Annotated in this window: 19 protein-coding genes; 4 read left to right on the top strand and 15 right to left on the bottom strand. The window is 69.3% G+C overall.

Going from position 1 to position 22890, the window contains the following annotated elements; genetic code table 11:
- Nucleotides 1–246: 246 nt before the first annotated feature.
- Both ACZYZ5_RS00345 and ACZYZ5_RS00340 read left to right on the top strand, forming a co-directional pair.
- A complete protein-coding gene (locus ACZYZ5_RS00345) occupies nt 247–1479 on the top strand; it encodes a thiolase family protein (RefSeq protein WP_463898743.1) in 1233 nt (410 codons plus the stop codon).
- Nucleotides 1476–3671 carry a 3-hydroxyacyl-CoA dehydrogenase NAD-binding domain-containing protein gene (locus ACZYZ5_RS00340; RefSeq protein WP_463898348.1) on the top strand — a complete coding sequence of 732 codons (2196 nt, stop codon included), beginning with the start codon at nt 1476–1478 and terminating at the stop codon, nt 3669–3671. Before ACZYZ5_RS00345 ends, ACZYZ5_RS00340 begins: the two co-directional genes overlap by 4 nt.
- Before the next feature lie 105 nt (nt 3672–3776).
- Here ACZYZ5_RS00340 and ACZYZ5_RS00335 read toward each other — a convergent pair whose 3' ends face one another.
- The 12 genes from ACZYZ5_RS00335 to ACZYZ5_RS00280 form a co-directional block, all read right to left on the bottom strand.
- On the bottom strand, nt 3777–5351 hold the full coding sequence (locus ACZYZ5_RS00335) for an ABC transporter ATP-binding protein (protein WP_463898346.1): 1575 nt from the start codon (nt 5349–5351) through the stop codon (nt 3777–3779).
- The gene (locus tag ACZYZ5_RS00330) at nt 5348–6115 is read right to left on the bottom strand and encodes an energy-coupling factor transporter transmembrane component T (protein ID WP_463898344.1); all 768 of its coding nucleotides are present in this window, start codon (nt 6113–6115) and stop codon (nt 5348–5350) included. The genes ACZYZ5_RS00335 and ACZYZ5_RS00330 overlap by 4 nt, the downstream gene beginning before the upstream one ends.
- A gap of 12 nt (nt 6116–6127) precedes the next feature.
- The gene (locus ACZYZ5_RS00325) at nt 6128–6982 is read right to left on the bottom strand and encodes an ECF transporter S component (RefSeq protein ID WP_463898342.1); all 855 of its coding nucleotides are present in this window, start codon (nt 6980–6982) and stop codon (nt 6128–6130) included.
- A 62-nt stretch (nt 6983–7044) separates the two neighbouring features.
- Nucleotides 7045–8076, bottom strand: coding sequence for a nucleoside hydrolase (locus ACZYZ5_RS00320; RefSeq protein ID WP_463898742.1), 1032 nt, complete (start codon nt 8074–8076; stop codon nt 7045–7047).
- A 72-nt stretch (nt 8077–8148) separates the two neighbouring features.
- Nucleotides 8149–9126, bottom strand: coding sequence for an aldo/keto reductase (locus ACZYZ5_RS00315; RefSeq protein WP_463898339.1), 978 nt, complete (start codon nt 9124–9126; stop codon nt 8149–8151).
- 146 nt (nt 9127–9272) lie between these two features.
- Entirely contained in the window at nt 9273–9491 is a 219-nt protein-coding gene (locus ACZYZ5_RS00310) for a helix-hairpin-helix domain-containing protein (RefSeq protein WP_463898336.1), read from the bottom strand.
- Between the two features lie 67 nt (nt 9492–9558).
- Nucleotides 9559–10116, bottom strand: a complete 558-nt coding sequence (locus ACZYZ5_RS00305; RefSeq protein ID WP_463898334.1) for a hypothetical protein — start codon at nt 10114–10116, stop codon at nt 9559–9561.
- The gene (locus ACZYZ5_RS00300) at nt 10113–10658 is read right to left on the bottom strand and encodes a DUF402 domain-containing protein (protein ID WP_463898332.1); all 546 of its coding nucleotides are present in this window, start codon (nt 10656–10658) and stop codon (nt 10113–10115) included. The genes ACZYZ5_RS00305 and ACZYZ5_RS00300 overlap by 4 nt, the downstream gene beginning before the upstream one ends.
- Before the next feature lie 8 nt (nt 10659–10666).
- On the bottom strand, nt 10667–12640 hold the full coding sequence (dxs, locus tag ACZYZ5_RS00295; protein ID WP_463898330.1) for a 1-deoxy-D-xylulose-5-phosphate synthase: 1974 nt from the start codon (nt 12638–12640) through the stop codon (nt 10667–10669).
- 160 nt (nt 12641–12800) lie between these two features.
- Nucleotides 12801–15614: an aconitate hydratase gene (locus ACZYZ5_RS00290; RefSeq protein WP_463898328.1), complete on the bottom strand. Its 2814-nt coding sequence runs from the start codon at nt 15612–15614 to the stop codon at nt 12801–12803.
- A gap of 170 nt (nt 15615–15784) precedes the next feature.
- Entirely contained in the window at nt 15785–17146 is a 1362-nt protein-coding gene (locus ACZYZ5_RS00285; RefSeq protein WP_463898326.1) for a class I SAM-dependent RNA methyltransferase, read from the bottom strand.
- Nucleotides 17143–19119, bottom strand: a complete 1977-nt coding sequence (locus ACZYZ5_RS00280; protein ID WP_463898323.1) for an APC family permease — start codon at nt 19117–19119, stop codon at nt 17143–17145. The genes ACZYZ5_RS00285 and ACZYZ5_RS00280 overlap by 4 nt, the downstream gene beginning before the upstream one ends.
- Nucleotides 19120–19332: 213 nt before the next feature.
- Here ACZYZ5_RS00280 and ACZYZ5_RS00275 point away from each other — a divergent pair, with 213 nt between their 5' ends.
- Nucleotides 19333–20004 (top strand): potassium channel family protein, encoded by a 672-nt coding sequence (locus ACZYZ5_RS00275; RefSeq protein WP_463898321.1) that lies wholly within the window; start codon nt 19333–19335, stop codon nt 20002–20004.
- On the top strand, nt 20005–20763 hold the full coding sequence (locus tag ACZYZ5_RS00270) for a potassium channel family protein (protein WP_463898319.1): 759 nt from the start codon (nt 20005–20007) through the stop codon (nt 20761–20763).
- Between the two features lie 71 nt (nt 20764–20834).
- Here ACZYZ5_RS00270 and ACZYZ5_RS00265 read toward each other — a convergent pair whose 3' ends face one another.
- The 3 genes from ACZYZ5_RS00265 to ACZYZ5_RS00255 are packed head-to-tail and all read right to left on the bottom strand — an operon-like array spanning nt 20835 to nt 22829.
- Nucleotides 20835–21671: a DUF3159 domain-containing protein gene (locus tag ACZYZ5_RS00265; RefSeq protein ID WP_463898317.1), complete on the bottom strand. Its 837-nt coding sequence runs from the start codon at nt 21669–21671 to the stop codon at nt 20835–20837.
- On the bottom strand, nt 21668–22105 hold the full coding sequence (locus tag ACZYZ5_RS00260) for a hypothetical protein (RefSeq protein WP_463898315.1): 438 nt from the start codon (nt 22103–22105) through the stop codon (nt 21668–21670). The genes ACZYZ5_RS00265 and ACZYZ5_RS00260 overlap by 4 nt, the downstream gene beginning before the upstream one ends.
- Nucleotides 22098–22829: a DUF3710 domain-containing protein gene (locus ACZYZ5_RS00255; RefSeq protein ID WP_463898312.1), complete on the bottom strand. Its 732-nt coding sequence runs from the start codon at nt 22827–22829 to the stop codon at nt 22098–22100. Before ACZYZ5_RS00255 ends, ACZYZ5_RS00260 begins: the two co-directional genes overlap by 8 nt.
- Nucleotides 22830–22890 lie beyond the last annotated feature (61 nt).

The raw sequence follows: 22890 nt of genomic DNA, 5'->3' as shown, positions 1-22890 counted from the left end.
TTCCCGGAACTTCTCCCGGCGGCGCGCCCCGGACTCCTTGCCAGCTATGTTACTGACGAGTAACATGTTGTCTGATGTCGCCCGGCCCCCTGCTGTCCCTGGCTTCTTACGCCCGGGGCGCGGATCCGGCACCCATGTCTCGATGAGGAGTAACACGTGAGCCAGCCCCCCAGCAGCGGAAAACCGAGCAGCGGACAGCACAGCAGCGCGAATCCCCGCACCGCGGGTCCCCGCGCCGTCCGCGATATCGTCTTTGTCGACGGCGTCCGCACCCCGTTCGGCCGCGCCGGCGAGAAGGGCATCTACGCCGGAATGCGCGCCGATGACCTCGTGGTCAAATGCATTCGCGAACTGATGCGCCGCAACCCGTCCCTGCCGGCCGACCGGATCGACGAAGTGGCCATCGCGGCCACCACGCAGACCGGCGACCAGGGCCTGACCATCGGCCGCACCGCCGCCCTGCTGGCCGGACTGCCGCGGACCGTGCCGGGTTTCGCAATCGACCGGATGTGCGCCGGCGCCATGACGGCCGTGACCACCACGGCGAGCGGGATCGGCTTCGGCGCCTACGACGTCGTGATCGCCGGCGGCGTCGAACACATGGGAAACCACCCGATGGGCGCCGGCGCGGACCCCAACCCGCGGTTTATGTCCGAACGGATCGTGGACCCGGCGGCGCTGAACATGGGCAACACCGCCGAGAACCTGCACGACCGCTTTCCCGCCATCACCAAGGACCGCACCGACGCCTATGCCGTCGCCTCCCAGGACAAGCTCGCGGCCGCCTACGCCAGGAACCAGATCCAGCCGGACCTCGTGCCCGTCGCCACGATGAAACCTGGCCAGGGCTGGACCGTGAACACGGTGGACGAACCGCCGCGGCCGGGCACCTCGGTGGACGACCTCGCCGCGCTCAAAACGCCGTTCCGCGCCCACGGCCGGGTCACCGCCGGCAACGCCGCCGGACTCAACGACGGCGCCACCGCCGCCCTGCTGGCCTCCGCCGACGCCGCCGAGGAACTGGGGCTGCCGGTCAAGATGCGCCTGGTCAGCTACGCCTTCGCCGGCGTCGAACCCGACGTCATGGGCATCGGCCCGGTCCCCGCCACGGAAAAGGCGCTCAAGAACGCCGGGCTGGGCATCGGCGACATCGGGCTGTTCGAAATCAACGAGGCCTTCGCCGTCCAGGTCCTCAGCTTCCTGGACCACTTCGGCATCGCCGACGACGACCCCCGGGTCAACCGCTACGGCGGGGCGATCGCCGTCGGGCACCCCCTGGCATCCTCCGGCGTGCGACTGATGAACCAACTGGCCCGGCAGTTCGAGGAGGACCCCACGGTCCGCTTCGGCATGACCACGATGTGCATCGGCCTGGGCATGGGCGCCACCGTAATCTGGGAAAACCCGCACCACGCCGCCTACGGCCTGGCCCTCGACCAGGAAACCACCACCACCACCGAGACTGGAGCCGCAGCATGAGCGCCGCCGATTTCCGTAAGCTTGCCGACCTCTTCCCGAGCGAGACGGTCACCCACTCCTATGTCCAGGACATCAAACTGCCCGCCGCAGGTGGGAAGACGACTGACGGCACGAGCCCCGGCATCTTCGCCCTGGTCACGTTGGACAACGGTCTGGACCACTCCAAGCCCACCACCCTGGGCCCCAACACCCTGATCGAGCTCGGCGCCGTCCTGGAAGGACTCAAGGAGCGTGCCGCCCGCGGCGAGATCGTCGGCGTCGGCGTCACCGGCAAGCCCTATTTCCTGGTCGCCGGCGCGGACCTGTCCACGGTCAAGTCCATCAGCGGCCGCGAACACGGCCTCTGGATGGCCCAGCTCGGCCACGACGTCTACGCCACGCTGGCGAACCTGGGTGTGCCCAGCTTCGCCTTCATCAACGGCCTCGCCCTCGGCGGCGGGCTGGAGATCGCCCTGCAGTCCACGTACCGCACCGTGTCCACCGGCGCCGGGGCACTCGCCCTGCCCGAGGCCTTCATCGGGCTCATCCCCGGCTGGGGCGGGGTGTACATCCTGCCGCGGCTGATCGGGCCGGAAAATGCGGTCAAGGTGATGATCGAGAACCCGCTGAGCAACAACCGGACGCTGACCGGGCCGCAGGCGTTCAAACTGGGCATGGCGGATGCCATGTTCGAACCCGCCGACTTCGTCGAACAGTCCGTCGCCTGGGCCGCGCAGGTCATCGCGGGCGCCGCGAGCCCGGCACGCGCCAACGCCGTCGACCCCTCCACCCCGGAGGTCGCGGCCCGCTGGGCCGGCGCCATCGCCGCGGGCCGGGCATTCGTGGAGGCCAAAACCTCCAACGCCTCCCCGGCACCGGCCAAGGTCCTCGAGGTGATGGAGACCAACCGCACGCTAACGCAGGCACAGTCCGCGGAGCTGGAATGCGAGACGCTCGCGGACCTGATGCAGACCGACGAGTTCCGCTCCACCGTCTACGCGTTCCTGGACCTCGTGCAGCGCCGGTCCAAGCGCCCCGCCGGCGCCCCGGACCGCAAGCTGGCCCGTCCGGTGACCAAGATCGGCGTCGTGGGCGCCGGCCTGATGGCCAGCCAGCTCGCCCTGCTCTTCGCCCGCCAGCTCAAAGTGCCGGTGGTGATGACGGACATCGACCAGGCCCGGGTGGACAAGGGCGTGGGCTACGTGCACGCCGAGGTGGACAAACTGCTGCAGAAGGGCAGGATCAGCCCCGACGCCGCCAACCGGACCCGGGCACTCGTCACCGGATCGGTCGCCAAGGAAGCCTTCGCCGACGCCGACTTCGTGATCGAGGCGGTGTTCGAGGAGCTCAACGTCAAGAAGCAGGTCTTCAAGGAAGTCGAGGCGATCGTCTCCGCCGAATGCGTCCTCGCCACCAACACCTCATCGCTGTCCGTCACCGCCATGGCCGAAGACCTGGAGCATCCGGAGCGCCTGGTGGGCTTCCACTTCTTCAACCCCGTCGCCGTGATGCCGCTGCTGGAAATCGTCCGCGCCCCCCGGACCGACGACGCCGTGCTGGCGACCGCGTTCGAGCTCGCCAAGGGCCTCAAGAAGTCCGCCGTGCTCGTCAAGGACGCCCCGGCGTTTGTGGTCAACCGCCTGCTGCTGCGCCTCATGGGCGAAGTCACCGCCGCGTTCGACGAGGGCACCCCGGCCGAGGTGGCGGACAACGCGCTGCGCCCAATGGGACTGCCGATGACGCCGTTCGTCCTTGGCGCCATGGTGGGGCTGCCGGTCGCGCAGCACGTCCAGGAATCCCTGCACGCCGCATTCCCGGACCGCTTCACGGTCTCGCGGAACCTGCAGAAACTCATCGACAACGGGGTGAAATCCATCTGGGCCGTGCAGAACGGGACTCCGGACAAGGGACCGGACGGGAAACCGTTCATCCCCGCCGAAACCCTGGCCCTGATGTCCTACGGCCACACACCCTCCACCGGCGAGGAGGTGCTGCGCCGCACCCAGGACGCCCTGGCCGAGGAAATTGGGCTGATGCTGGACGAAGGCGTGGTCGCCGGGCCGGAGGACATCGACCTCTGCATGATCCTCGGGGCGGGCTGGCCGATGTTCCTGGGCGGCATCACCCCGTACCTGGACCGGGTCGGAGCCTCCGAGCGCGTCAACGGCCGGAAGTTCCTGGCACCTGGGGTGGCGTCCGAACCGGCCGCCTGATCCGCGCCTGATCCGGGCCTGATCCCGCGCCCGATCCCAAGGCTGCACCGCCACCCGGCGCCGCCGTCCGCACTCCTGACCGGTGCGGACGGCGGCGCCGTCGCGTCAGCTTTCCCGCAGAGTCCCGCCGTCGAGCGTCAGCACGCGGTGCGCCGTGGACCGCGCGTAGGCGGCATCGTGGGTGACCAGTACGACGGCGGCGCCCCGCGCGGCCGCGGCGGCCACGGCCCGGTCCAGCCGGTCGAGGCCATGCCGGTCCAGCCCCACCGTCGGCTCGTCCAGGGCAAGCACTGCCGGGCTGCGGGCCAGGACCGTGGCCAGCGCGAGCAGCCGCTGCTGGGAGGCCGGCAGCTCCGCCGGGTGCGCCTGTGCGGCCCCGGACAGCCCGACGGCCTCCAGCGCCTCGTGCGCCCGGGCACCGGCGTCCCTGCCGTGCAGCCGCGGGAGGCCGAAGCTGGCCTCCCGCAGCACCGTCCGCTCGAACAGCTGGTCGCGGGGATGCTGGAAGAGCAGTCCGACCGAGGCGGCGATGCGGCCGGTCGGAATCCCTGCGATGCTCCGTCCCTGGACGCGCACTTCCCCGGTGTGCGGCCGCAGCAGTCCGTTGAGGTGGCGCAGCAGGGTGGATTTGCCGGCCCCGTTCGGGCCGGTGATCGCGACGATCTCCCCCGGCCGCACCGTGAGTGCCAGGTCCCGCAGCAGCGGCTCGCCCGCGGTGTTGCCGGTCCCCGGGTAGGCGAACCAGAGGCGCTCCAGTTCCAGCACCGGCGCGGCCTCCGGCTCCGGCGCGCAGGACCGGACGGCGGGCAGGGTGTGGGTGACCGCGGGCACCACGGTCCCGGTCCGGGCCAGTTCCGCGGACCGGATCAGTTCCCGGGGCGGGCCGCTCGCCGTGGCGGTACCGCCCTCGAGGATGATCCAGTGTCCGGCGGAGCGGGCGAGGCCGTCGGCGGACTGGCTCAGCAGCACGACGGCGGTCCCGGCGCCGGTAAGCCGGTTGATGAGGCCCCGGACCTGGATGATGCCGGCCGCGTCCAGGGAGGCGAGCGGTTCGTCAAGGACCAGCACTCCGGGGTCCTGGATGACGGCGCAGGCCATGGCCAGCCGGCGCAGTTCCCCGCCGGACAGGGTCGCGGGATCCCGGCCCAGGAGTGCTGTGAGGCCGGTCCGCTCTGCCGTGCCCGCCACGGCGCGGAACATGTCGGGCCGCGGCGTGCCGCGGTTCTCCAGGCCGAACGCGAGTTCCTCGGCCACGGTGGAGCTGACCGTGGAGAGCACGGCGGCCGCATCCTGGGGGACGTAGCCCACCCGGGCGGACCAGGCGGAGGGATTGATCCGGGGGTCGTCCTCGCGGCCCAGGAACTCCAGCCGTTCCCCGGCCAGCGTGAGCGAGCCGGTGAGTGTTCCGGACTGTCCGGGCCGGTGCCAGCCGGCCAGCAGCTTGCCCAGGGTGGTCTTGCCGCTTCCGGAACCGCCGAGGACCGCGGTCAGGACGCCCGGGCGGGCGCTGAAGTCGATGTCGCACAGCGCGGGGGCGTCCGCGCCGTGGAAGCTGAAGCTGCCGATCCGGGCGGCCAGCACGGCGCCGGTTGCGACGCCGGGGGTGGCGGTTGCGACTCCGGGGGCGGCAAGCGCGGCGGCGGTTGTGACGGCGGCGGGGGCGGGGTCCGTGGCTGTCATTGGGGCCCCGCGGCCGGCCAGGAGGCCACGAGCCGGAGTGCCACGGCCGCGGCGGTGCACAGCAGCAGGGCGGTGCGGAGCCGGCGCTGGGCGGGCGGGTCGGTGACCTCGCGGTAGCTGGTCCGGGGACCCGGGGCGCCGAAACCGCGCGCGTCGAGGGCCTGGGCGCGGCTGCCGGAATCCTCGATCAGGCCCAGCACCAGGGGCACCATCTGCAGCCGGACGGCGGCGAGCCTGGACAGCACCCCGCCGCGGAGCACCAGGCCGCGCGACTCCTGCGCTGCCCTGATGCGCTCCAGCCGGCCGCCCATGGCCGGCAGCAGGGTGAGGGCGGAGGCCAGGACAAAACCGAACTGCGGCGGCAGGCCCCGCGCGGCCAGCGCCGCGACGAGATCGGGGGCCTTGACGGTGAAGGAGAAGAGCAGCAGCACCAGCACGCAGGCGCCGGTGCGGGTGCCTGACTCCCAGGCGAAGGCCAGGCCTTCCGCCGTGACCCGGGCGGGCCCCCAGGCCGCCTGGACCGTGCGGCCCTCCGGGAAGAACAGCCCGTGCAGCATCAGCAGGGACAAGCCCAGGGGAAGCAGTACCGCTGCGGCCGCCACCAGCACCCGCCGTCCGGCGCCGGCGCGCCGGGCCAGCAGGACGGCCGCGAGAGCCACCGCGAGCGACAGCGGCCAGGCGCCTGCCGCCGTCGTGATCACGGCGGTGCAGCCGGCTGCCGTCAGCGACGTCAGCGGATGGAGCGTGGAGGGCGGCGTTCTCATGGGGTGTCGGCCTCAGGCTTCGGGCGTTGCCGGTCCCTTGCCGGCGAGCACCTGGTAGCGCCGCACGAAGGGGAACTGGAAGGTGGTACGGCGCGGCAGGGCATAGACCAGCAGCGCGGCGATCGCGAAGACGATGGCCTTGTCCATCGGATCCGAGATCAGCGCCTGCTTGGTGATGGCTGCGAGCAGGGTGTCGCCCATGGCCCGGAAGGCGCTGACGACCGCTCCGGTACCGAGGCCCGCGGTGCCGCCAAAGACGAAGGCCGCGATCGGGGCGGAGACGACGCCGGCGAGGATGCCGGTGATGAAGCCGGCCACGGGAGCCAGGTAGAAGCGGCGGAACAGCCCGCCGCGGGCTGCCAGTCCGGCGAGGAAGCCGATCAGCGCCGCCCCGGCCGCAAAAGGCAGCACGGTCGGGTTGAAGAAGGACCAGACGATGCTGCTGAGGGCGCCCGTGGCGGCTCCCGCCGCCGGCCCGGCGAGCACGGCGATCAGCACGGTGCCGATGGCGTCGAAGTAGAACGGCAGCCCGGTGCTGCCCATGAGCTGGCCCAGGACCACGTTCAGGACGAGCGCCACCGGCATCAGCACCAGCGTCGACGTGGGCAGGACCGGAAGTGCCGCGGCGATCAGCAGGACCGCACCGAGCAGGAACCCGCCGAGGGCCACCAGCGCGGAGAAGCTGGCCGGACCGTTGGCGATGTCCGCGGGCTGGGTGAGCACCAGGAAGACGTAGGTGGCCGCGATCGCGGCGGCGCCGGCGAGCTCCAGCAGGCGGCGGTTGCGCCGTCCTTTGGCTGTGCCGGCGGCGGAACCGGCCCCGGGGCCGGTTCCGGGGGCAGGGAGGATCAGGGACTGCTGTGACATGGGGATGGTCCTTCGGTGGGGGCTGCAACATCCGCCTATGTCACCTCGGCGCAGCTACCATCCTAGCCAGTGGCGGGCGGCCCGGAGGACATGCGTCGCCGCGCCAGCGCGCCCACGGAGGAAATCAGCTCCTCGAAGCAGTGCTCCGGGTTGTTGGAGGCGACGATCCGGGCGTTGGGCGGCAGGCCCCACAGCCCGCGGAAGTCCGCCACCGTGGTGCCGATCAGCAGGGGCGAGCGGGTTTCGACGTCGACGGTGGCCAGGCGGGCGGTGAACGGGGTCCGTCCGACGGCCGCGCAGGCCGCGAACGCGTCATGCATGTGCGACACGTAGCCCTGATCGTAGAGCCGGTGGAACTCCATGTAGAACCGGATCGCATCCGACAGGCAGGCCACGAGCGGGCTGGCTGAGGCGCTGCGAAGCCCCTCGGGCTGCTCCGGGAGGACCAGTTCGGGCCCGGCCCCGGCGGCCTCACCGAGGCGCCGGAGATGGTCCGGGAGCATCTCGATCCGCTCCGTGGTCTCCAGCGCGCACACCACCGGCAGCTTGTCCTCCGGCAGGCCGCGGTACGCGGCGAAGACTTCCCGGGCCGCGTGCGGGTCCACCGAGACGTTCCATTCCGCCGTCGGCGTCGTGTTGCCCTGGTAGTAGAAGCACCCGCCCATGATCACGAGGCCCTTGAGCAGCATCGGCAGCTCCGGTTCGCGGCGCAGGGCCAGGGCGAAGTTGGTCAGCGGCCCGGTGATCAGCCCGGTGATCTCCCCCGGGTGCGCCCGGGCTTCCTCCACCCAGACGTCGACGGCGTGGCGCGGCGAGATCTGGCGGGCGGGCGCCGGCAGCTCCGCGTAGCCGATCCCCTGCGGACCGTGGGTCTCCTCGGTGGTGACCAGCGGGATTTCCAGCGGTACCTCGGCGCCGGTGGCCACCTCGACGCCCGGGCGCCCGCACAGCTCCAGCAGCGCCAGGGTATTGAGCGCGACCTGGCGGGCACCAACGTTCCCGGCCGTGCAGGTGATGGCCTGCAGGCGGACCTCCGGCCGGGACAGCAGGTAGACGAGGGCCAGGGCGTCGTCGATTCCGGTGTCGACGTCCATCAGGATGGTCTGCGCCGATGCGGGCACCCCGGCCCGGGATCCGGCGGCGGCCCCCGGTGACAGCGGATCCATCTAGAAGAGCGCGACCTTGGGCGTCCGCGGGAAGATCTCGCCCAGTTCGGCACGTTCCGCGGCGCTGGGAATCCAGGCCACGGCGGCGGCGTTCTGCCGGACCTGTTCGGGCCGGGTGGCTCCAGCGATCACGCTGCTGACCGAGGGCTGGGCCGCGAGCCAGGAGAACGCCACCTGGATCTCCGTCAGGCCGCGCTCGGCGGCGAAGGCGCTGAAGGCAGCCAGCTGGTCCCAATCGGCGTCGTGGACCAGGTTGGTGCGGGTGTGGCTGAGCCGTGAGCCCTCGGGCGCGGTGTCCTTGGCGTACTTGCCGGTCAGCAGGCCGTTGGCCAGCGGGAAGTACGGCAGGACGCCCAGGCCGTAGGCCTCTGCGGCGGGCGTGACCTCGAGCTCGGCGCGGCGGTCCAGCAGGTTGTAGTGGCTCTGGCTGGAGATGAAGCGCGCTCCCCCGCGGGCGCGGGCCACGAACTCGGCCTCGGCGATCTGCCAGCCGGCGCGGTTGGAGTGGCCGATATAGCGGACCTTGCCGCTGGTGACGAGCTCGTCGAGGGCGGCGAGGGTCTCCTCGATCGGGGTCAGCGGGTCGGGGGTATGGAACTGGTAGAGGTCGATCCAGTCCGTCCCGAGCCGGCGCAGCGAGGCCTCCACGGCCGTGATGATGTAGCGGCGGGAGCCGCGGGCCCCAAAGTCGTTGCCGTTGGTCCCGCGCATGTCCAGGCCGAACTTCGTGGCGACGACGGCATCGCCGCGGCGGCCCTTCAAGGCCTTGCCCAGCATCGTCTCGCTGAGGCCCGGCTCCCGGCCGTAGCTGTCGGCGACGTCGAAGAAGGTAATCCCGGCGTCCAGGGCCGCATGCACGACGGCGTCGGTCCCCTCCTGCGACTCGGTCGCCGTCTTGGACCGGCCCAGATTGTTGCAGCCAAGCCCTACTGCGGAGACGGTCAGTCCGGAATTTCCTACGCGGCGGTATTCAGTCATGGGGTTCAGCCTATAACGGCCGGCAGCGGCCCCCTGGAAGGACCAGCACTGAAGGACCAGCACTGAAGGACCGGCACTGCAGGACCAGCACTGCAGGACCGGCACTGAAGGACCAGCACGGCAGGCCCGGCACGGCAGGCCCGGCGCTATCCTGCGGGCAGTTCCAGCCCGTGTTCGTCCAGGGCATCCTCGAGCTGGGCGAGGGTCCGCGGGCCCATCCCGTGCATCCCGGTCAGGGCGCGCCCGCCCAGGGCCACCACCTGTTCGAGGGTCTCGACGCCGGCGTGGGCGAGGGCCCGGCGGGCGGGAGCCGCGATCCCCCGCGGCAGCGGGGTACGGCCGGGTTCAACGGATTTTGGTGCCATGATGCATGCCTTCCAGTCGAAGTCCCCCAAAACTGATGTGGATCGTGCAGGTGGAACTGCCCCGGAGCTACAGGGTGAAGCTGTTGGCCGGCTTCGGCGAGTGCTTGAGCTTGAAGGAGGCCTCGCCGAAGGCTGCGGCGCCGATGCTCAGCTTGGTGAAGTCCAGGTCCTCGCCGCGGATGCAGACCTTGATCGCGTTGACGGCCTTGTTGATGTCCGGGGTGAGGATGAAGATATTGAGCTTGGCGTCGGAGAATTCCGAGCGGTCCACAATACCGAGCCCGCGCCACGCCAGGTGGCTGATCAGGGCGTCCTTGGCCTTTTCCTCGAGGTAGCGGTCGCGGTCCGTGCCGTCCTTGGTCTTCAGGGCGTACTGGGCCACGACCCAGAACTGCTCCTCCTCGGGGATTTCGGCGAAGCCGTCCTCGGCGCACTGCACGGCGAAGGCGTCCATCAGGCCGTCCGCGGCGGCGGCGTCGGCGACATCGGTCTCATCGGTTTTGCTCTGGTGCCCGACGACGCCGTGGTTCATCACGAACTGGCTGTAATCCTCGTCGAACCAGCCCTCCCTGAATTCGAGGACCCCGTCGTCGTTGCGTTTGTAAACCCGGATAATTCCGCTCATGCCCGTCCTTTCCTGAACCATTCGCGGTCTGCGCCGTCGAACGGTGGCTGCTGTGCCTTGACGGCCTGGTAAAGCTGGTCCGACGCGGCGCTGATCCGGTCCACCACGTCTGCGGGGTAGTCCATCTCGATCCGGTGCTCGGCAAACTCGTCCTCATCGTCCACGTACACTCCGCGGTCCGCGGTCCGGACCACGTCCAGGTCCATGTCGATCAGGTGGAATTCCGTGACTCCGGGCCGGATCGTCGTCCAGCCCTGGCCGGTCGCCAGATCCACGTAGACCTGGACGCCGGCCGGATGCGCCCCGTCGTAGAACGTGGCCACGTACTCCCCGGTGCGCGGGACCAGCAGCACGGCGTCGGATGCGGCGTAGAACGCCGCGCCCGGGCGGGAGCAGAACTCATTGGTTCCCTGGAAGATCCACCAGCCGTGGTCGTCCTCGCCGAGATACGTTCCCGGCACCACCCAGTGGGCCTTGCCGTTCCATTTCCGGTTCCGGGACACCACCAGGTCGCCCGGCGCCAGTCCATCGGGAATCCTCACAGGAACCCTCACAGGATCGGCAGGCTGCCCGTGGTGGGGTGTTCCTGGCCCGGGAGGGGCCGCGCGAAGGGCACCTTGGTCCCCAGGACCTGCGCCACGACGTCATGGGTGATCTGCTGGGCGGTCAAACCGACCCGCTCGAGCACCTGGCTGCGGGTTCCGTGGTCCAGGAACTCCACCGGGAGGCCGACCTCGTTCAGCGCGGTGTCCACCCCGGCGGCCCGCATTTCCTGGCGGATCCGGGACCCGACGCCGCCGGCACGGACGCCGTCCTCGATGCAGATGACGAGGCGGTGGTGGGAGGCGAGGGCGATGATCGATTTCCGGACCGGGAGCAGCCAGCGGGGATCCACGACCGTGGAGCTGATGCCCTGCGCGCCGAGCCGGTTGGAGACGTCCAGGGCGAGTTCGGACATCGCACCGACGCTGACGATCAGCACGTCGTTCTCGCTGGCGCCGGCCGGGCGGCGGGCCAGCACGTCCACGCCGTCGCTGAGCCGCTCGATGGCCTCCACCTCGGCGCCGACGGTGCCCTTGGAGTAGCGGATCACGCTGGGGGCGTCCTCGATGGCGACGGCTTCGCGGAGTTCCTCGCGCAGCCGGCTGGCGTCGCGGGGCGCCGCGAGGTGCAGGCCGGGAACGATCTGGACCATCGCCATGTCCCACATGCCGTGGTGGCTGGCGCCGTCGGGCCCGGTGACGCCGGCGCGGTCCAGGACGATCGTGACGCCGGCCTTGTGCAGGGCGACGTCCATCAGGAGCTGGTCGAAGGCGCGGTTCAGGAATGTCGCGTAGACCGCGACGACGGGGTGCAGCCCGCCGAAGGCCATGCCGGCGGCGGAGGTGAGGGCATGCTGTTCGGCGATGCCGACGTCGAACACCCGATCCGGGTGCCGGGCGGCGAATTTGTGCAGCCCGACGGGGATCAGCATGGCGCCGGTGATGCCGACGATGTCCTTGCGCTCGTCCGCAATGTCGGCGATCTCGTCGGCGAAGACGGCGGTCCAGGACTTGGCGCCGCCGGCCTCGGTGGGTTCGCCGGTCTCCGGGTCGATGATCCCGACGGCGTGGAACTGGTCCGCTTCATGGGCGCGGGCTGGCGCGTAGCCGTGGCCCTTCTCGGTCATGGCATGCACGATCACGGGGCCGGCGTAATTCCGGGCGGTGGCCAGGGCGTTCTCCATGGCCTGGAGGTTGTGGCCGTCCACGGGTCCGATGTACTTCATCCCGAGGTCCTCGAACATGCCCTGCGGGGCCCACCAGTCCTTGACGCCCTTCTTCATGGCGTGCAGGCTGCGGTAGGTGATCTGGCCCGCGGGTCCACCGTTCTGCAGCTTCTTCCGCCACCAGTCCAGGGTGCCCTCGTAGGCCGGCGCGGCCCGGAAGGAATCGATGGTGGGGCGCAGCGAGGCAAGGTAGTCCGCGAAGCCGCCCACGGTCGGGGCGTAGGAGCGGCCGTTGTCGTTTACGACGACCACGACGCGGCGCTTCTTGTCCGCGGCGATGTTGTTGAGCGCCTCCCAGGCCATGCCGCCGGTCAGGGCCCCGTCGCCCACGACGGCGATAACGTAGCGGTCGCCGTCGCCGGTCAGCTGCCGGGCGCGGGAGATTCCATCCGCCCAGGAGAGCGAGGAGGAGGCGTGCGAGCTTTCGACGATGTCGTGCTCGGATTCGGCGCGGTCCGGGTAGCCGGACATGCCGCCCTGCTGGCGCAGGGTGCTGAAGTCCTGGCGCCCGGTGAGGAGCTTGTGCACGTACGACTGGTGGCCGGTGTCGTAGACGATGCTGTCGCGGGGGGAATCGAAGATCCGGTGGACCGCGATGGTGAGTTCGACGACGCCGAGGTTTGGGCCCAGGTGCCCGCCCGTCTGGGAGACGTTGCCGATCAGGAATTCCCTGACCTCGGCTGCCAGCTGATCCAGCTGCGCCTCGGACAACTTGCTCAGGTCCTGCGGATTCCGGATGGTTTCCAAGATTCCCAACGGCCCCTCCTTCGGGTGGTAGACATGCCTTTTAACTCTAACGCCTCCCGGGTAGCCCTTGTGCCGGACGCGCTGGGCACGAAAAAGCCCCGGCCGGTCTGGGACCGGCCGGGGCTTTGGCACCTGGCAGCTGTTCCTCCCCTGCGGGAGGAGCGTTTTGCTAGCTGGCGGAGATCTGCCGCAGGACGTACTGCAGGATGCCGCCGTTGCGGTAGTAGTCAGCCTCGCCCGGGGTATCGATGCGCAGGACCGCATCGAAGGACGTGACCGTGCCGTCTTCGGCCGTGGCGGTGACCTTGAGCGTCTTCGGCGTGGTGCCTTCATTGAGGGCGGTGACGCCCTCAACGGCGAAGGTTTCCGTGCCGGTCAACCCGAGGCTGGCAGCGTTCTGGCCGGCCGGGTACTGCAGGGGCAGGACGCCCATGCCGATCAGGTTGGAGCGGTGGATGCGCTCGTAGCTTTCGGCCACGACAGCCTTGACGCCCAGGAGCGCGGTGCCCTTGGCTGCCCAGTCACGGGATGAGCCGGAGCCGTATTCCTTGCCGGCCAGGACGACCAGCGCGGTGCCGGCGGACTGGTAGTTCTGCGCGGCGTCGTAGACGAAGGCCTGCGGGCCGTCGGCCTGGGTGAAGTCGCGGGTGAAGCCACCCTCGACGCCGTCCAGGAGCTGGTTCTTGATCCGGATGTTCGCGAACGTTCCGCGGATCATGACCTCGTGGTTGCCACGGCGCGAGCCGTAGGAGTTGAAGTCCTTGCGCTCCACACCGTTGGCCAGCAGGTACTGCCCGGCCGGGGTGTCCGACTTGAACGAACCTGCCGGTGAGATGTGGTCCGTGGTGACGGAATCGCCGAGCTTCAGCAGCACCCGGGCACCGGTGATGTCCGTGACGGGTTCCGGCGTTGCCTTCATGCCGTCGAAGTACGGGGGCTTCCGGACGTAAGTGGACTTCGGATCCCAGGCGAAGGTGTCGCCGGCCGGGGTAGAGAGTGCCTTCCAGCGGTCGTCGCCTTCGAAGACTCCCTCGTAGCCGCGGGCGAACATTTCCTTGTCGATCGAGGAGTCGATGACCTGCTGGACCTCGACCGGGTTCGGCCAGATGTCCTTCAGGAAGACATCGTTGCCGGACTCGTCCTGGCCCAGGGCGTCGTTCTCGAAATCGAAGTCCATGGTGCCGGCCAGGGCGTAAGCGATGACCAGCGGCGGGGAGGCCAGGTAGTTCATCTTCACGTCCGGGTTGATCCGGCCTTCGAAGTTGCGGTTACCGGACAGCACGGCGGTGACGGAAAGGTCGTTGGCCTGGATGGCCTCGGAGATTTCGGCGTCGAGCGGGCCGGAATTGCCGATGCAGGTCGCGCAGCCGTAACCGACGATGTAGAAGCCGAGCTTCTCCAGGTACGGGGTCAGGCCCGACTTGTTGTAGTAGTCGGTGACGACCTTGGACCCGGGAGCCACGGAGGTCTTGACCCACGGCTTGGAGCTCAGGCCCTTGTCGACGGCGTTGCGGGCCAGCAGTGCGGCGGCCAGCATCACGGACGGGTTGGACGTGTTGGTGCAGGACGTGATCGAGGCGATCGACACCGCGCCGTGGTCCAGCTCGAACTCGCGGCCGTCCGCGGTCTTGACGCTGACCGGGTTGGACTGGCGGCCGTCGGCCGCCGGGCCGTGCGCGTGCGGGGCCTCGTCCGTGAGGTGGCTGGCCGAACCCGTGAAGGACGGCGAGTCGGAAGCGGGGAAGCTTTCGTCGATTGCCTCGTCCACGCTGCCGCCGGCCAGTTCTTCCTTCACGTAGTTGCGCAGGTCCTGGCGGAACTGGTCCTTGGACTCCGTGAGGATGATGCGGTCCTGCGGGCGCTTCGGGCCGGAGATCGACGGGACAACCGTCGACAGGTCCAGCTCGAGGTACTCGGAGAATTTGATCTCCTTGGAAGGATCGTGCCAGAGGCCCTGTTCCTTCGCGTAGGACTCCACGAGGGCAACGTTCTCGTCCGAGCGGCCGGTGAGGCGCAGGTAGTCGAGGGTGACGTCGTCGATCGGGAACATGGCGGCCGTGGAGCCGAACTCCGGGCTCATGTTGCCGATGGTGGCGCGGTTGGCCAGTGGCACAGCCGCGACGCCTTCGCCGTAGAACTCCACGAACTTGCCGACCACACCGTGCTTGCGCAGCTGCTCGGTGATGGTCAGGACGACGTCGGTGGCGGTCGCGCCGGCCGGGATGGACCCGGTCAGCTTGAAGCCCACGACGCGCGGGATCAGCATGGAGACGGGCTGGCCAAGCATGGCCGCCTCGGCTTCGATGCCGCCGACGCCCCAGCCCAGCACACCCAGGCCGTTGACCATGGTGGTGTGGGAGTCGGTGCCGACGCAGGTGTCCGGGTAGGCCCGGACAACGCCGTCAATTTCGCGGGTCATGACGGTACGGGCCAGGTACTCGATGTTGACCTGGTGCACGATGCCGGTTCCCGGCGGGACGACCTTGAAGTCGTCGAACGCCGTCTGGCCCCACCGCAGGAACTGGTACCGCTCGCCGTTGCGCTGGTACTCGATCTCCATATTGCGCTCCAGTGCGCCGGAGTTGCCGAAGGCGTCGATCTGCACGGAGTGGTCAATCACCATTTCGGCAGGTGCCAGCGGGTTGACCCGCTTGGGGTCACCGCCGAGCTCCTTGACTGCTTCACGCATGGTGGCAAGGTCCACAACGCAGGGCACGCCAGTGAAGTCCTGCATGATCACGCGCGCCGGCGTGAACTGGATTTCAGTGTCGGGCTCGGCGCTGGGATCCCAGCCGGCCAGTGCTCGGACGTGATCGGCCGTAATGTTGGCGCCGTCCTCGGTCCTCAACAGGTTTTCAAGCAATACCTTGAGGCTGAACGGAAGGTTTTCTGCACCTTCAACGGAGTTCAACCGGAAAATTTCGTATTCGGTACCGGCTACATTAAGTTTGCCTTTTGAACCGAAGCTGTCCACAATGCTCATCGCAGGACTCCTCTCGCAACAGTTTCATCTTTGTCGCGCCGCAGACCCCTTGCTAGTTAGGCGGTCCTAACTAGTGCTGACCTTGTTCGTACAAGGACCAGTACAGGGTGCAGGAGGTCAGCCGTGATTACGGAGCGCGACGTCGGACTACTCCGCCCATCCTAGTGGTCTCAGCCCCGGGGAGTCAGCAGCGCCACAGTCTCCATATGGTGCGTATGCGGATACAGGTCAAAAGCCCGCAGCCCCGCCAGTTCCCAGCCGGACTGCTGGAAGTAGCCCACATCGCGGGCAAAGGACGCCGGATCACAGGACACATAGGCCACGGCCCGCGGACCGGCCCCGACCAGCTCGTTCACGACGGCTTTGCCGGCACCGGCCCGGGGCGGGTCCAGCAGGATAGCGTCGAAGCTGCGGGCTTTCTCCCGCAGGACCCGGTCCACGCGGCCCTGGACGATTTCCACCTGGGTCGCGTCATGGAGGTTTTTGCGGGCGTCCCGGCTGCTGCCGGGCGATCCTTCCACGGACAGCACGGACCCGGTGACACCCACGGCGTCCGCCAGCGGCGCGGTAAACAGCCCCGCCCCGGCGTACAGGTCCGCCACCACGGCGCCCGCTTCCAGGAAGCCGCCGTCGTGCAGGAATCCGGTCACGGCCCCCGCCAGGGTGTCCGGGCCGTCCCGGTGGATCTGCCAGAAACCGTCGCCGGTGACACGGAAGTCGTGGCCGGACGCGGTCTCCTGGACGTAGGTGCGTCCGCGCAGCCGGAGCACCTCGCCCTTGACCGGATCGAAGCTGGCCACCGAGACGTTCTCGGGCAGCTGGGCGAGGACCGCGCTGAGCCGCTTGGCCCGGGTTCCTGCGGCCGGGACCAGGAGCACGAGCGGGCGGGAGCCGTTAGCCGGAGCGGCGACTTCCACGCGCTCGATGCCCTGCAGGTCGATGTCCCAGAGCCGGAGGGCGTTGATGGCGTCCGAGGCCAGGGGCATTTCCCGGACCGGGAGGACCGTGTCGGAACGGTGCGCGTGCATGCCGAGCTTTCCGGCGGGGGTCACGGCGAAGCCGGCGCGGGTGCGCCAGGCGAGGCCCGCCGCCGCTTCGGTTCCGGACTCGCCCACGGCCTCCACCGTCAGTCCCTCCCCCACCTGCGTGAGATCGACGCCGGCGAGGCGGCGCAGCTGTTCGGCCAGCACCGCGGCCTTGAGGCTGCGCTGGCGCGCCAGGGAGATGTGGCCCAGTTCGGCGCCTCCCACCGGCGGGTGCCGGTGCGACCAGGAGCGCACGGAATCGGCCAGGTCCCAGAAATGCTCTACCCGGTCCGGGGAAGATTCCAGGACCTCCACGACGTCGCCGCGCCAGAACTTGGCGTCCGGACCGGACTCCGTGAGCCGGACCCGGACCTTCTCGCCGGGGATGCCGTGGCGGACGAACACCACGCGCCCCTCGTGCCGGGCCACGCAGTGCCCGCCGTGGGCTACCGGCCCGACGTCGACGGTCAGTTCGGTGGCGGGTTGCGTCTGGGTGTCGGAGCTCATTGGATGTCCTGCAGTCTCTTGGCTTCTTCGGATGATTTCAGCTGCCACGGCACACTGGCTACCATGACGCCCGGCTCGAAGTGCAGCCGGGTCTTGATGCGCAGTGCGGTCTGGTTGTGCACCAGTTGCTCCCACCACTTGCCCACGACGTACTCGGGGATGTAGACGACGATCAGGTCGCGGGGCGAATCGCGCCGCATGTTCTTGATGTACTCCATGATGGGCGTCACCGTTTCGCGGAACGGACTGGCCAGCACCGTCAACGGTACCGGGATTTCCAGATTCTCCCAGTCCGCGACCGTTTGTTCGGTCTCCTCGTTGCTGATGTCAACGGTGATGGCATCCAGCCGGGAGGGCCGCGACGCGCGGGCGTAGGCCAGTGCCCGCAGCACCGGCTTGCGGACGTGCGAGACGAGGATCACCGCGTGCACCCGGGTGGGCAGCGCCCGCGGCGAGGAGTCCTCATCGACGGCGAGTTCCTTGGCCACGTTGTCGTAATGCGCCCGGATGCTCCACATGATCAGGAACAGCACGAACATGGCCAGCAGCGCGATCCACGCACCCTGCTGAAACTTGGTGACCAGGACGATCAGCAGGACCGTGGCGGTCATGCCGAAACCGATGCCGTTGATGGTGCGCGACTTGACCATCCGCAGCTTCACCGCGGGATCCTTGGCGAGCTTGAGCTGCCGGCCCCAGTGCCGGACCATGCCGAGCTGGCTGATAGTGAAGGAGATGAAGACGCCCACGATGTAGAGCTGAATGAGCTTGGTGACATCCGCGTTGAAGGCGATGATCAGCACCAGTGCGCCGGCGGCCAGCGCCAGGACGCCGTTGCTGAAGGCCAGCCGGTCCCCGCGGGTGCGCAGCTGGCGGGGCAGGTAGCCGTCCTGGGCCAGGATCGAGCCGAGCACGGGGAAGCCGTTGAACGCTGTGTTGGAGGCGAACACCAGGATCACGCCGGTGGCGGCCACCACGATGTAGAACGGTATGGACCCGGCGCCGAAGATGGTTTGGGCGATCTGGCTGATCGCCGGGCTCTGGATGTAGCCCTCGGGCAGCAGCTCGCCGTCGAGCAGGAATTCCTTGGCGGGGTCCAGCACGATGTGCACCTTGGTGGCGTTGGCGAGATAGATGATCCCGGCAAGCATGGAGGCGGCGATCACGCCGAGCAGCAGCAGGGTGGTGGCCGCGTTTTTGCTTTTGGGTTTCTGGAAGTTCGGCACACCGTTGCTGATGGCCTCAATCCCGGTCAGCGCCGCGGCGCCGGAGGAGAAGGCCCGGAGCAGCAGGAACGCGCCGGCGAGTCCGACCAGTCCTTCGTCGAAGCCGGGCGCGGGGACAATCGTGAAGGCCGCCGAGGGCGCCTCGCCCAGCTGCCCGGTGGCGGCCTGGAAGACGCCGATGGCGGTCATGCCGAGGATGGCGGCCATGAAGATGTAGGTCGGCAGGGCGAACACCGTGCCGGCTTCCTTGATCCCGCGCAGGTTCACGACGGCCAGGATCACGACGCCGATCGTCGCGATGATGGCCTGCTGGCCGTGCAGCGACGGCACCGCGGTGGTCAGGTACGTCGCGGCGGAGGACATCGACACGGCGACGGTCAGCACGTAGTCGACCAGCAGAGCGGAGGCGACGGTGAGCCCGGCATATTTGCCCAGGTTCTCGTTGGCGATCTCGTAGTCGCCGCCGCCGGAGGGGTAGGCGTGGACGTTCTGCCGGTAGGAGGCGACGACCGTCAGCAGCACCACCATGACGGCCAGGCCCACCCAGGGCGAGAACGCCACGGCGCTGACGCCGGCCAGCGCCAGCGTCAGAAGGATTTCGTCCGGCGCGTACGCCACGGAGGACAGCGCGTCGGAGGCGAAAACGGGCAGGGCGATCCGCTTGGGAAGCAGGGTGTGAGCCAGGTTGTCGTTCCGGAACGGTCTGCCTACCAGCACCCGCTTCACGGCATTGAATATTGTCGGCACCACACAAAGCTAGTCCGATTCGGACGCGATGTCATGACGGCGACCATCCCCGCCGCCAGGGCGGCTCCCGGCCTGCCCCCTGACCTGCTGTCGGGCGGGCACCCGGGCCCGCTGACGGGCGGGTCGCCGCGGAGCCCGCGGGGCTGGCTGCCCGGGTCGCAGTGGCCGGTAGAGTTTGACCCAGCAGCAGTACAGGAACAACAGGAGGCACGGTTGGCGCACTTCGTGATTATGGGTTGTGGCCGCGTGGGGGCAACCCTCGCGCACACACTCGAGGACGCGGGCCATTCCGTGGCCATCATCGACCAGGACGACCGCGCCTTCCGGCGGCTCCGCGCGGGATTCACCGGCCGCAAGGTCACCGGCGTCGGCTTTGACCGGGAAACCCTCAAGCAGGCCGGCGTCGCGGAGGCCTATGCCTTCGCTGCCGTCTCCAGCGGCGACAACTCCAACATCCTGGCCACCCGAGTGGCCCGCGAAACGTTCCATGTCCCGCACGTCGTCGCCAGGATCTACGACCCCGGCCGCGCCGAGATCTACCAGCGACTGGGCATCCCCACCGTCGCCGCCGTGCGCTGGAGCGCGGACCAGGTGCTCCGCCGTATCCTGCCCGAACAGCACCTCGCCGGCGACTTCCGGGACCCTTCCGGCCGGCTCGTGCTGGCCGAGGTGGATCTGAACCCTGACTGGATCGGCCACCCCGTCACCGAGATCGAGCGGGCCGCCGGGGTCCGCGTCGCCTACCTGACCCGGTTCGGCGAGGGCATGCTGCCCGCGGCCGGCACCCTTTACCAGGACGGCGACACCGTGCACGCCATGCTGGGTGTGGACCGCAGCACCGAAGTCGCCCACATTCTTGCCAAGTCCCCCGCCAAGGAGTCCTAAGTGAAAGTCGTCATTGTCGGGGCGGGAAGCGTCGGTTCCTCGATCGCGCGCGAACTGCTGGCCCACAAACACGAGATCCTGCTGATCGACCTGAAGCCGGAGGTGATCGGGCGCAGCGGCCTGCGCGGCGCGCACTGGCTGGTCGGCGATGCCTGCGAACTGAGCACGCTGCAGGACGCGAAACTGGAGGACGCCGACGTCGTGGTCTCCGCGACCGGTGACGACAAGGTCAACCTGGTGGTCTCGCTGCTGGCGAAGACCGAATTCGGCGTCGGACGGACGGTGGGCCGGGTCAACAACCCCAAGAACGACTGGATGTTCGACGACTCCTGGGGCGTCGACGTCGCGGTCAACACCCCACAGCTGATGACCGCCCTGGTCGAGGAGGCGGTGGAGATCGGCGACCTCGTCCGCCTCCTGACGCTGCAGACCGGTGTGTCATCGCTGGTGGAGTTCACGGTCCCCCACGATTCGCATGTGATCGGCCTGACCGTGGGCGACATCGACTGGCCCGAGGATTCGACCCTGGTGGCGATCCTGCGCGACCAGGCGCCCATCACGCCGAGCCGTGATGATGTGATCGACGGCGGGGACGAGCTGTTCTTCGTGACCACGATCGCGGCCGAGGATGAGCTGCGGGCCCTGCTCGCGCCGGAGTCGCAGGACGAGGACGAGGACGAGCAGGTCTCCGAGCAGCACCCCGTCACCTCGGGCCGGCACGAGAACGCGCTGCCGGAGGGTGACGGCTTCGACGGCTAGCCCGGTTGCGCTATCACTCCGGGTCGTTCTGCGCGCTGGGAACGACGCGGACTGATAGCGCAACCGGAGGCTTAGGCCGTTGGGGTGGGTGGTGTCGCGGCCGGGGCGGGCCGGGTCAGCAGCCAGGCGACCCAGATGCCCAGGATGTACAGCGGCGCGCCCATCAGCAGCCGCGTCGTGGCAAGGGCCGCGAAGCCGGGCTCGCCCATGAAATACAGCGGAACCTGGACCAGCAGCCGCAGGGCCAGCACCGCGACGATCACCCAGGTTCCGATCTGGTAGGCCTTGACCCGGGCCGGGTCCTTGCGCCAGTCCAGGCCCTCGTTCCGGATGAACCCGAAGATCAGCCCGGCAAAGGGCCAGCGCACGGCAATCGAGATGGTCATCGCCACGATGTAGGCAAAGTTGGTGAAGAACCCCGGGACGTAGAAGTCCTCTGCCTTGCCGGTGCTGTTGGCCAGCCACGCGGAGATCCCGACGCCGACAATCCCCGCCAGTGCCTGCGTCAGCGGTTTGCGCTGGACCAGTCGGACGACGGTGAAGGCCGCGGCCACGGACAGCGCCGCCATCAGCGCCAGGGGCAGCTCACGTGTAACGGTGAAGGCGACCAGGAAGACGAGGCCCGGGAGGATGCTTTCGGCAATGCCCTGGACCCCGCCAGCGCTCTTGAGCACGTCGATGTTGCCGTTGCCGGAACGGTGCAGTCCGGCCTTGGCCGCGTAGCCCTCGGCGAGCTGCGCCACAGTCGGCTGGGCCGCCGAGGTTTTCTGGCCCGGTTCCGGCTGGGCCGCCCGCTGCTGGGCTACAGGCTCCCGGCCCGGCCCGGGCTGGGCCGGTTCAGGCTGGGCTGCGCCGGCCTGAACAGAGCCGGGCCGACCAGCGGGTTCGGGCTTCTCGGGCACGGTCATTGTTCCTCCTGGCGGGAGACTATTTCGTAGCGGGGATTGAACATGGTCGGCAGGCCGTCGCGCACGGTGACCATACCCTGCAGCCGGAGTTCGGTGCCGGCGTCGATCCCGGGGATCCGGCGCCGCCCGAGCCAGACAACCCGGAGCCGGTCCTTCGGGATGGGGGGCCGCTGGCGCCGCGGTCCGGCGGCGGGCTGGGCTGCGGTTTCGGCCGCGGGCTGGACGCCTGCCGTAACGGATCCTGCGGTGCCCGCCCTGGCGCCTCGGGTCTTCGGCGCATCATGGTCGACGACGACCGCGGTGAAGGCGGCCACGTGGCTGGCCGGTGCGTAGGTGACCGACTCGATGTAGCCGTGGCACAGCACGCGGCCGCGGTCCGGCAACCCCCTCACGGAGCTGGAGGAGGCCGGATCCGGGCGGGGGGCATCAGCCAATCTGGGTAGTCTCCGGTCCTCGTTCCGGCTGCCCGAGGTCCGGGGCGGACTGCGGTGCGGGCACGGCGTTTTCCTTCGGCAGGCGGAGCTGCAGCAGGTCGCGCGGCGGCATGGGATTCTCACCGCGCACCACCACGATCTGCCGGAACAGCCCCTCGAGGCCGGCGGCGGCGTCGCGGTCCACAGCGGCCTCGCCGCCGAAGACGCCGCGGAGGAACCAGCGCGGACCGTCGACGCCGATGAAGCGGGCCACGCGGTAGCCGTGGCTTTCGTCGGCGCCACTGGCGGGGAGCTTGGCGAGCAGCTCGGTGCCGAAACCGCCCTGGACCTCCTCGATCTGGCCGCCCTGGCTGCCCACGGACTGGCCGATCTGCTCACGGATTTCCTCCCACAGGCCCTCGGAGCGGGGAGCCGCGAAGGCCTGGAGCTGGAGGCTGGAGCCGTTCAGGTCCATGGTGACGGCGACGACCCGCTGCGTGGCTTCCTCGACCTCAAGCCGGAGCTGCAGGCCTTCGGCGGGAGCAATCAGGAGCGCCCCGAGGTCGACGTAGCCCTCCTGGTCCTCGATTTCCGACACGTCAAAGGGACCCGTGGCGCCGCGGACGGGGGCGGTCGCGGACGTCCCGGCGGAGTCGTCGGCGGAAGCGTCACTGACGGCCTCCTGGGTTTCCCCGGAGTCTGTCAGCTGTTCCTGCTTGGCTTTCCTGCCACGCCCAAAAACCATGGGGTTGTCTCCTTAGTTGTGATTCCGTGCCGCCGCGTCGCCCCGCGTCCGCGCGGCGCCT

The sequence above is a fragment of the Pseudarthrobacter ribosi genome (genome assembly GCF_055412865.1).
The sequence above is the reverse complement of the archived record's forward strand: the minus strand, read 5'-3'. Positions and strand labels throughout refer to the sequence as shown.

Bases quoted from the DNA above. Each gene is read 5' to 3' on its own strand.
- ACZYZ5_RS00340 (WP_463898348.1), top strand. From the start codon at position 1,476: ATGAGCGCCGCCGATTTCCGTAAGCTTGCCGACCTCTTCCCGAGCGAG.
- ACZYZ5_RS00335 (WP_463898346.1), bottom strand. From the start codon at position 5,351: ATGACAGCCACGGACCCCGCCCCCGCCGCCGTCACAACCGCCGCCGCG.
- ACZYZ5_RS00330 (WP_463898344.1), bottom strand. From the start codon at position 6,115: ATGAGAACGCCGCCCTCCACGCTCCATCCGCTGACGTCGCTGACGGCA.
- ACZYZ5_RS00325 (WP_463898342.1), bottom strand. From the start codon at position 6,982: ATGTCACAGCAGTCCCTGATCCTCCCTGCCCCCGGAACCGGCCCCGGG.
- ACZYZ5_RS00320 (WP_463898742.1), bottom strand. From the start codon at position 8,076: ATGGACGTCGACACCGGAATCGACGACGCCCTGGCCCTCGTCTACCTG.
- ACZYZ5_RS00315 (WP_463898339.1), bottom strand. From the start codon at position 9,126: ATGACTGAATACCGCCGCGTAGGAAATTCCGGACTGACCGTCTCCGCA.
- ACZYZ5_RS00310 (WP_463898336.1), bottom strand. From the start codon at position 9,491: ATGGCACCAAAATCCGTTGAACCCGGCCGTACCCCGCTGCCGCGGGGG.
- ACZYZ5_RS00305 (WP_463898334.1), bottom strand. From the start codon at position 10,116: ATGAGCGGAATTATCCGGGTTTACAAACGCAACGACGACGGGGTCCTC.
- ACZYZ5_RS00290 (WP_463898328.1), bottom strand. From the start codon at position 15,614: ATGAGCATTGTGGACAGCTTCGGTTCAAAAGGCAAACTTAATGTAGCC.
- ACZYZ5_RS00285 (WP_463898326.1), bottom strand. From the start codon at position 17,146: ATGAGCTCCGACACCCAGACGCAACCCGCCACCGAACTGACCGTCGAC.
- ACZYZ5_RS00265 (WP_463898317.1), bottom strand. From the start codon at position 21,671: ATGACCGTGCCCGAGAAGCCCGAACCCGCTGGTCGGCCCGGCTCTGTT.
- ACZYZ5_RS00255 (WP_463898312.1), bottom strand. From the start codon at position 22,829: ATGGTTTTTGGGCGTGGCAGGAAAGCCAAGCAGGAACAGCTGACAGAC.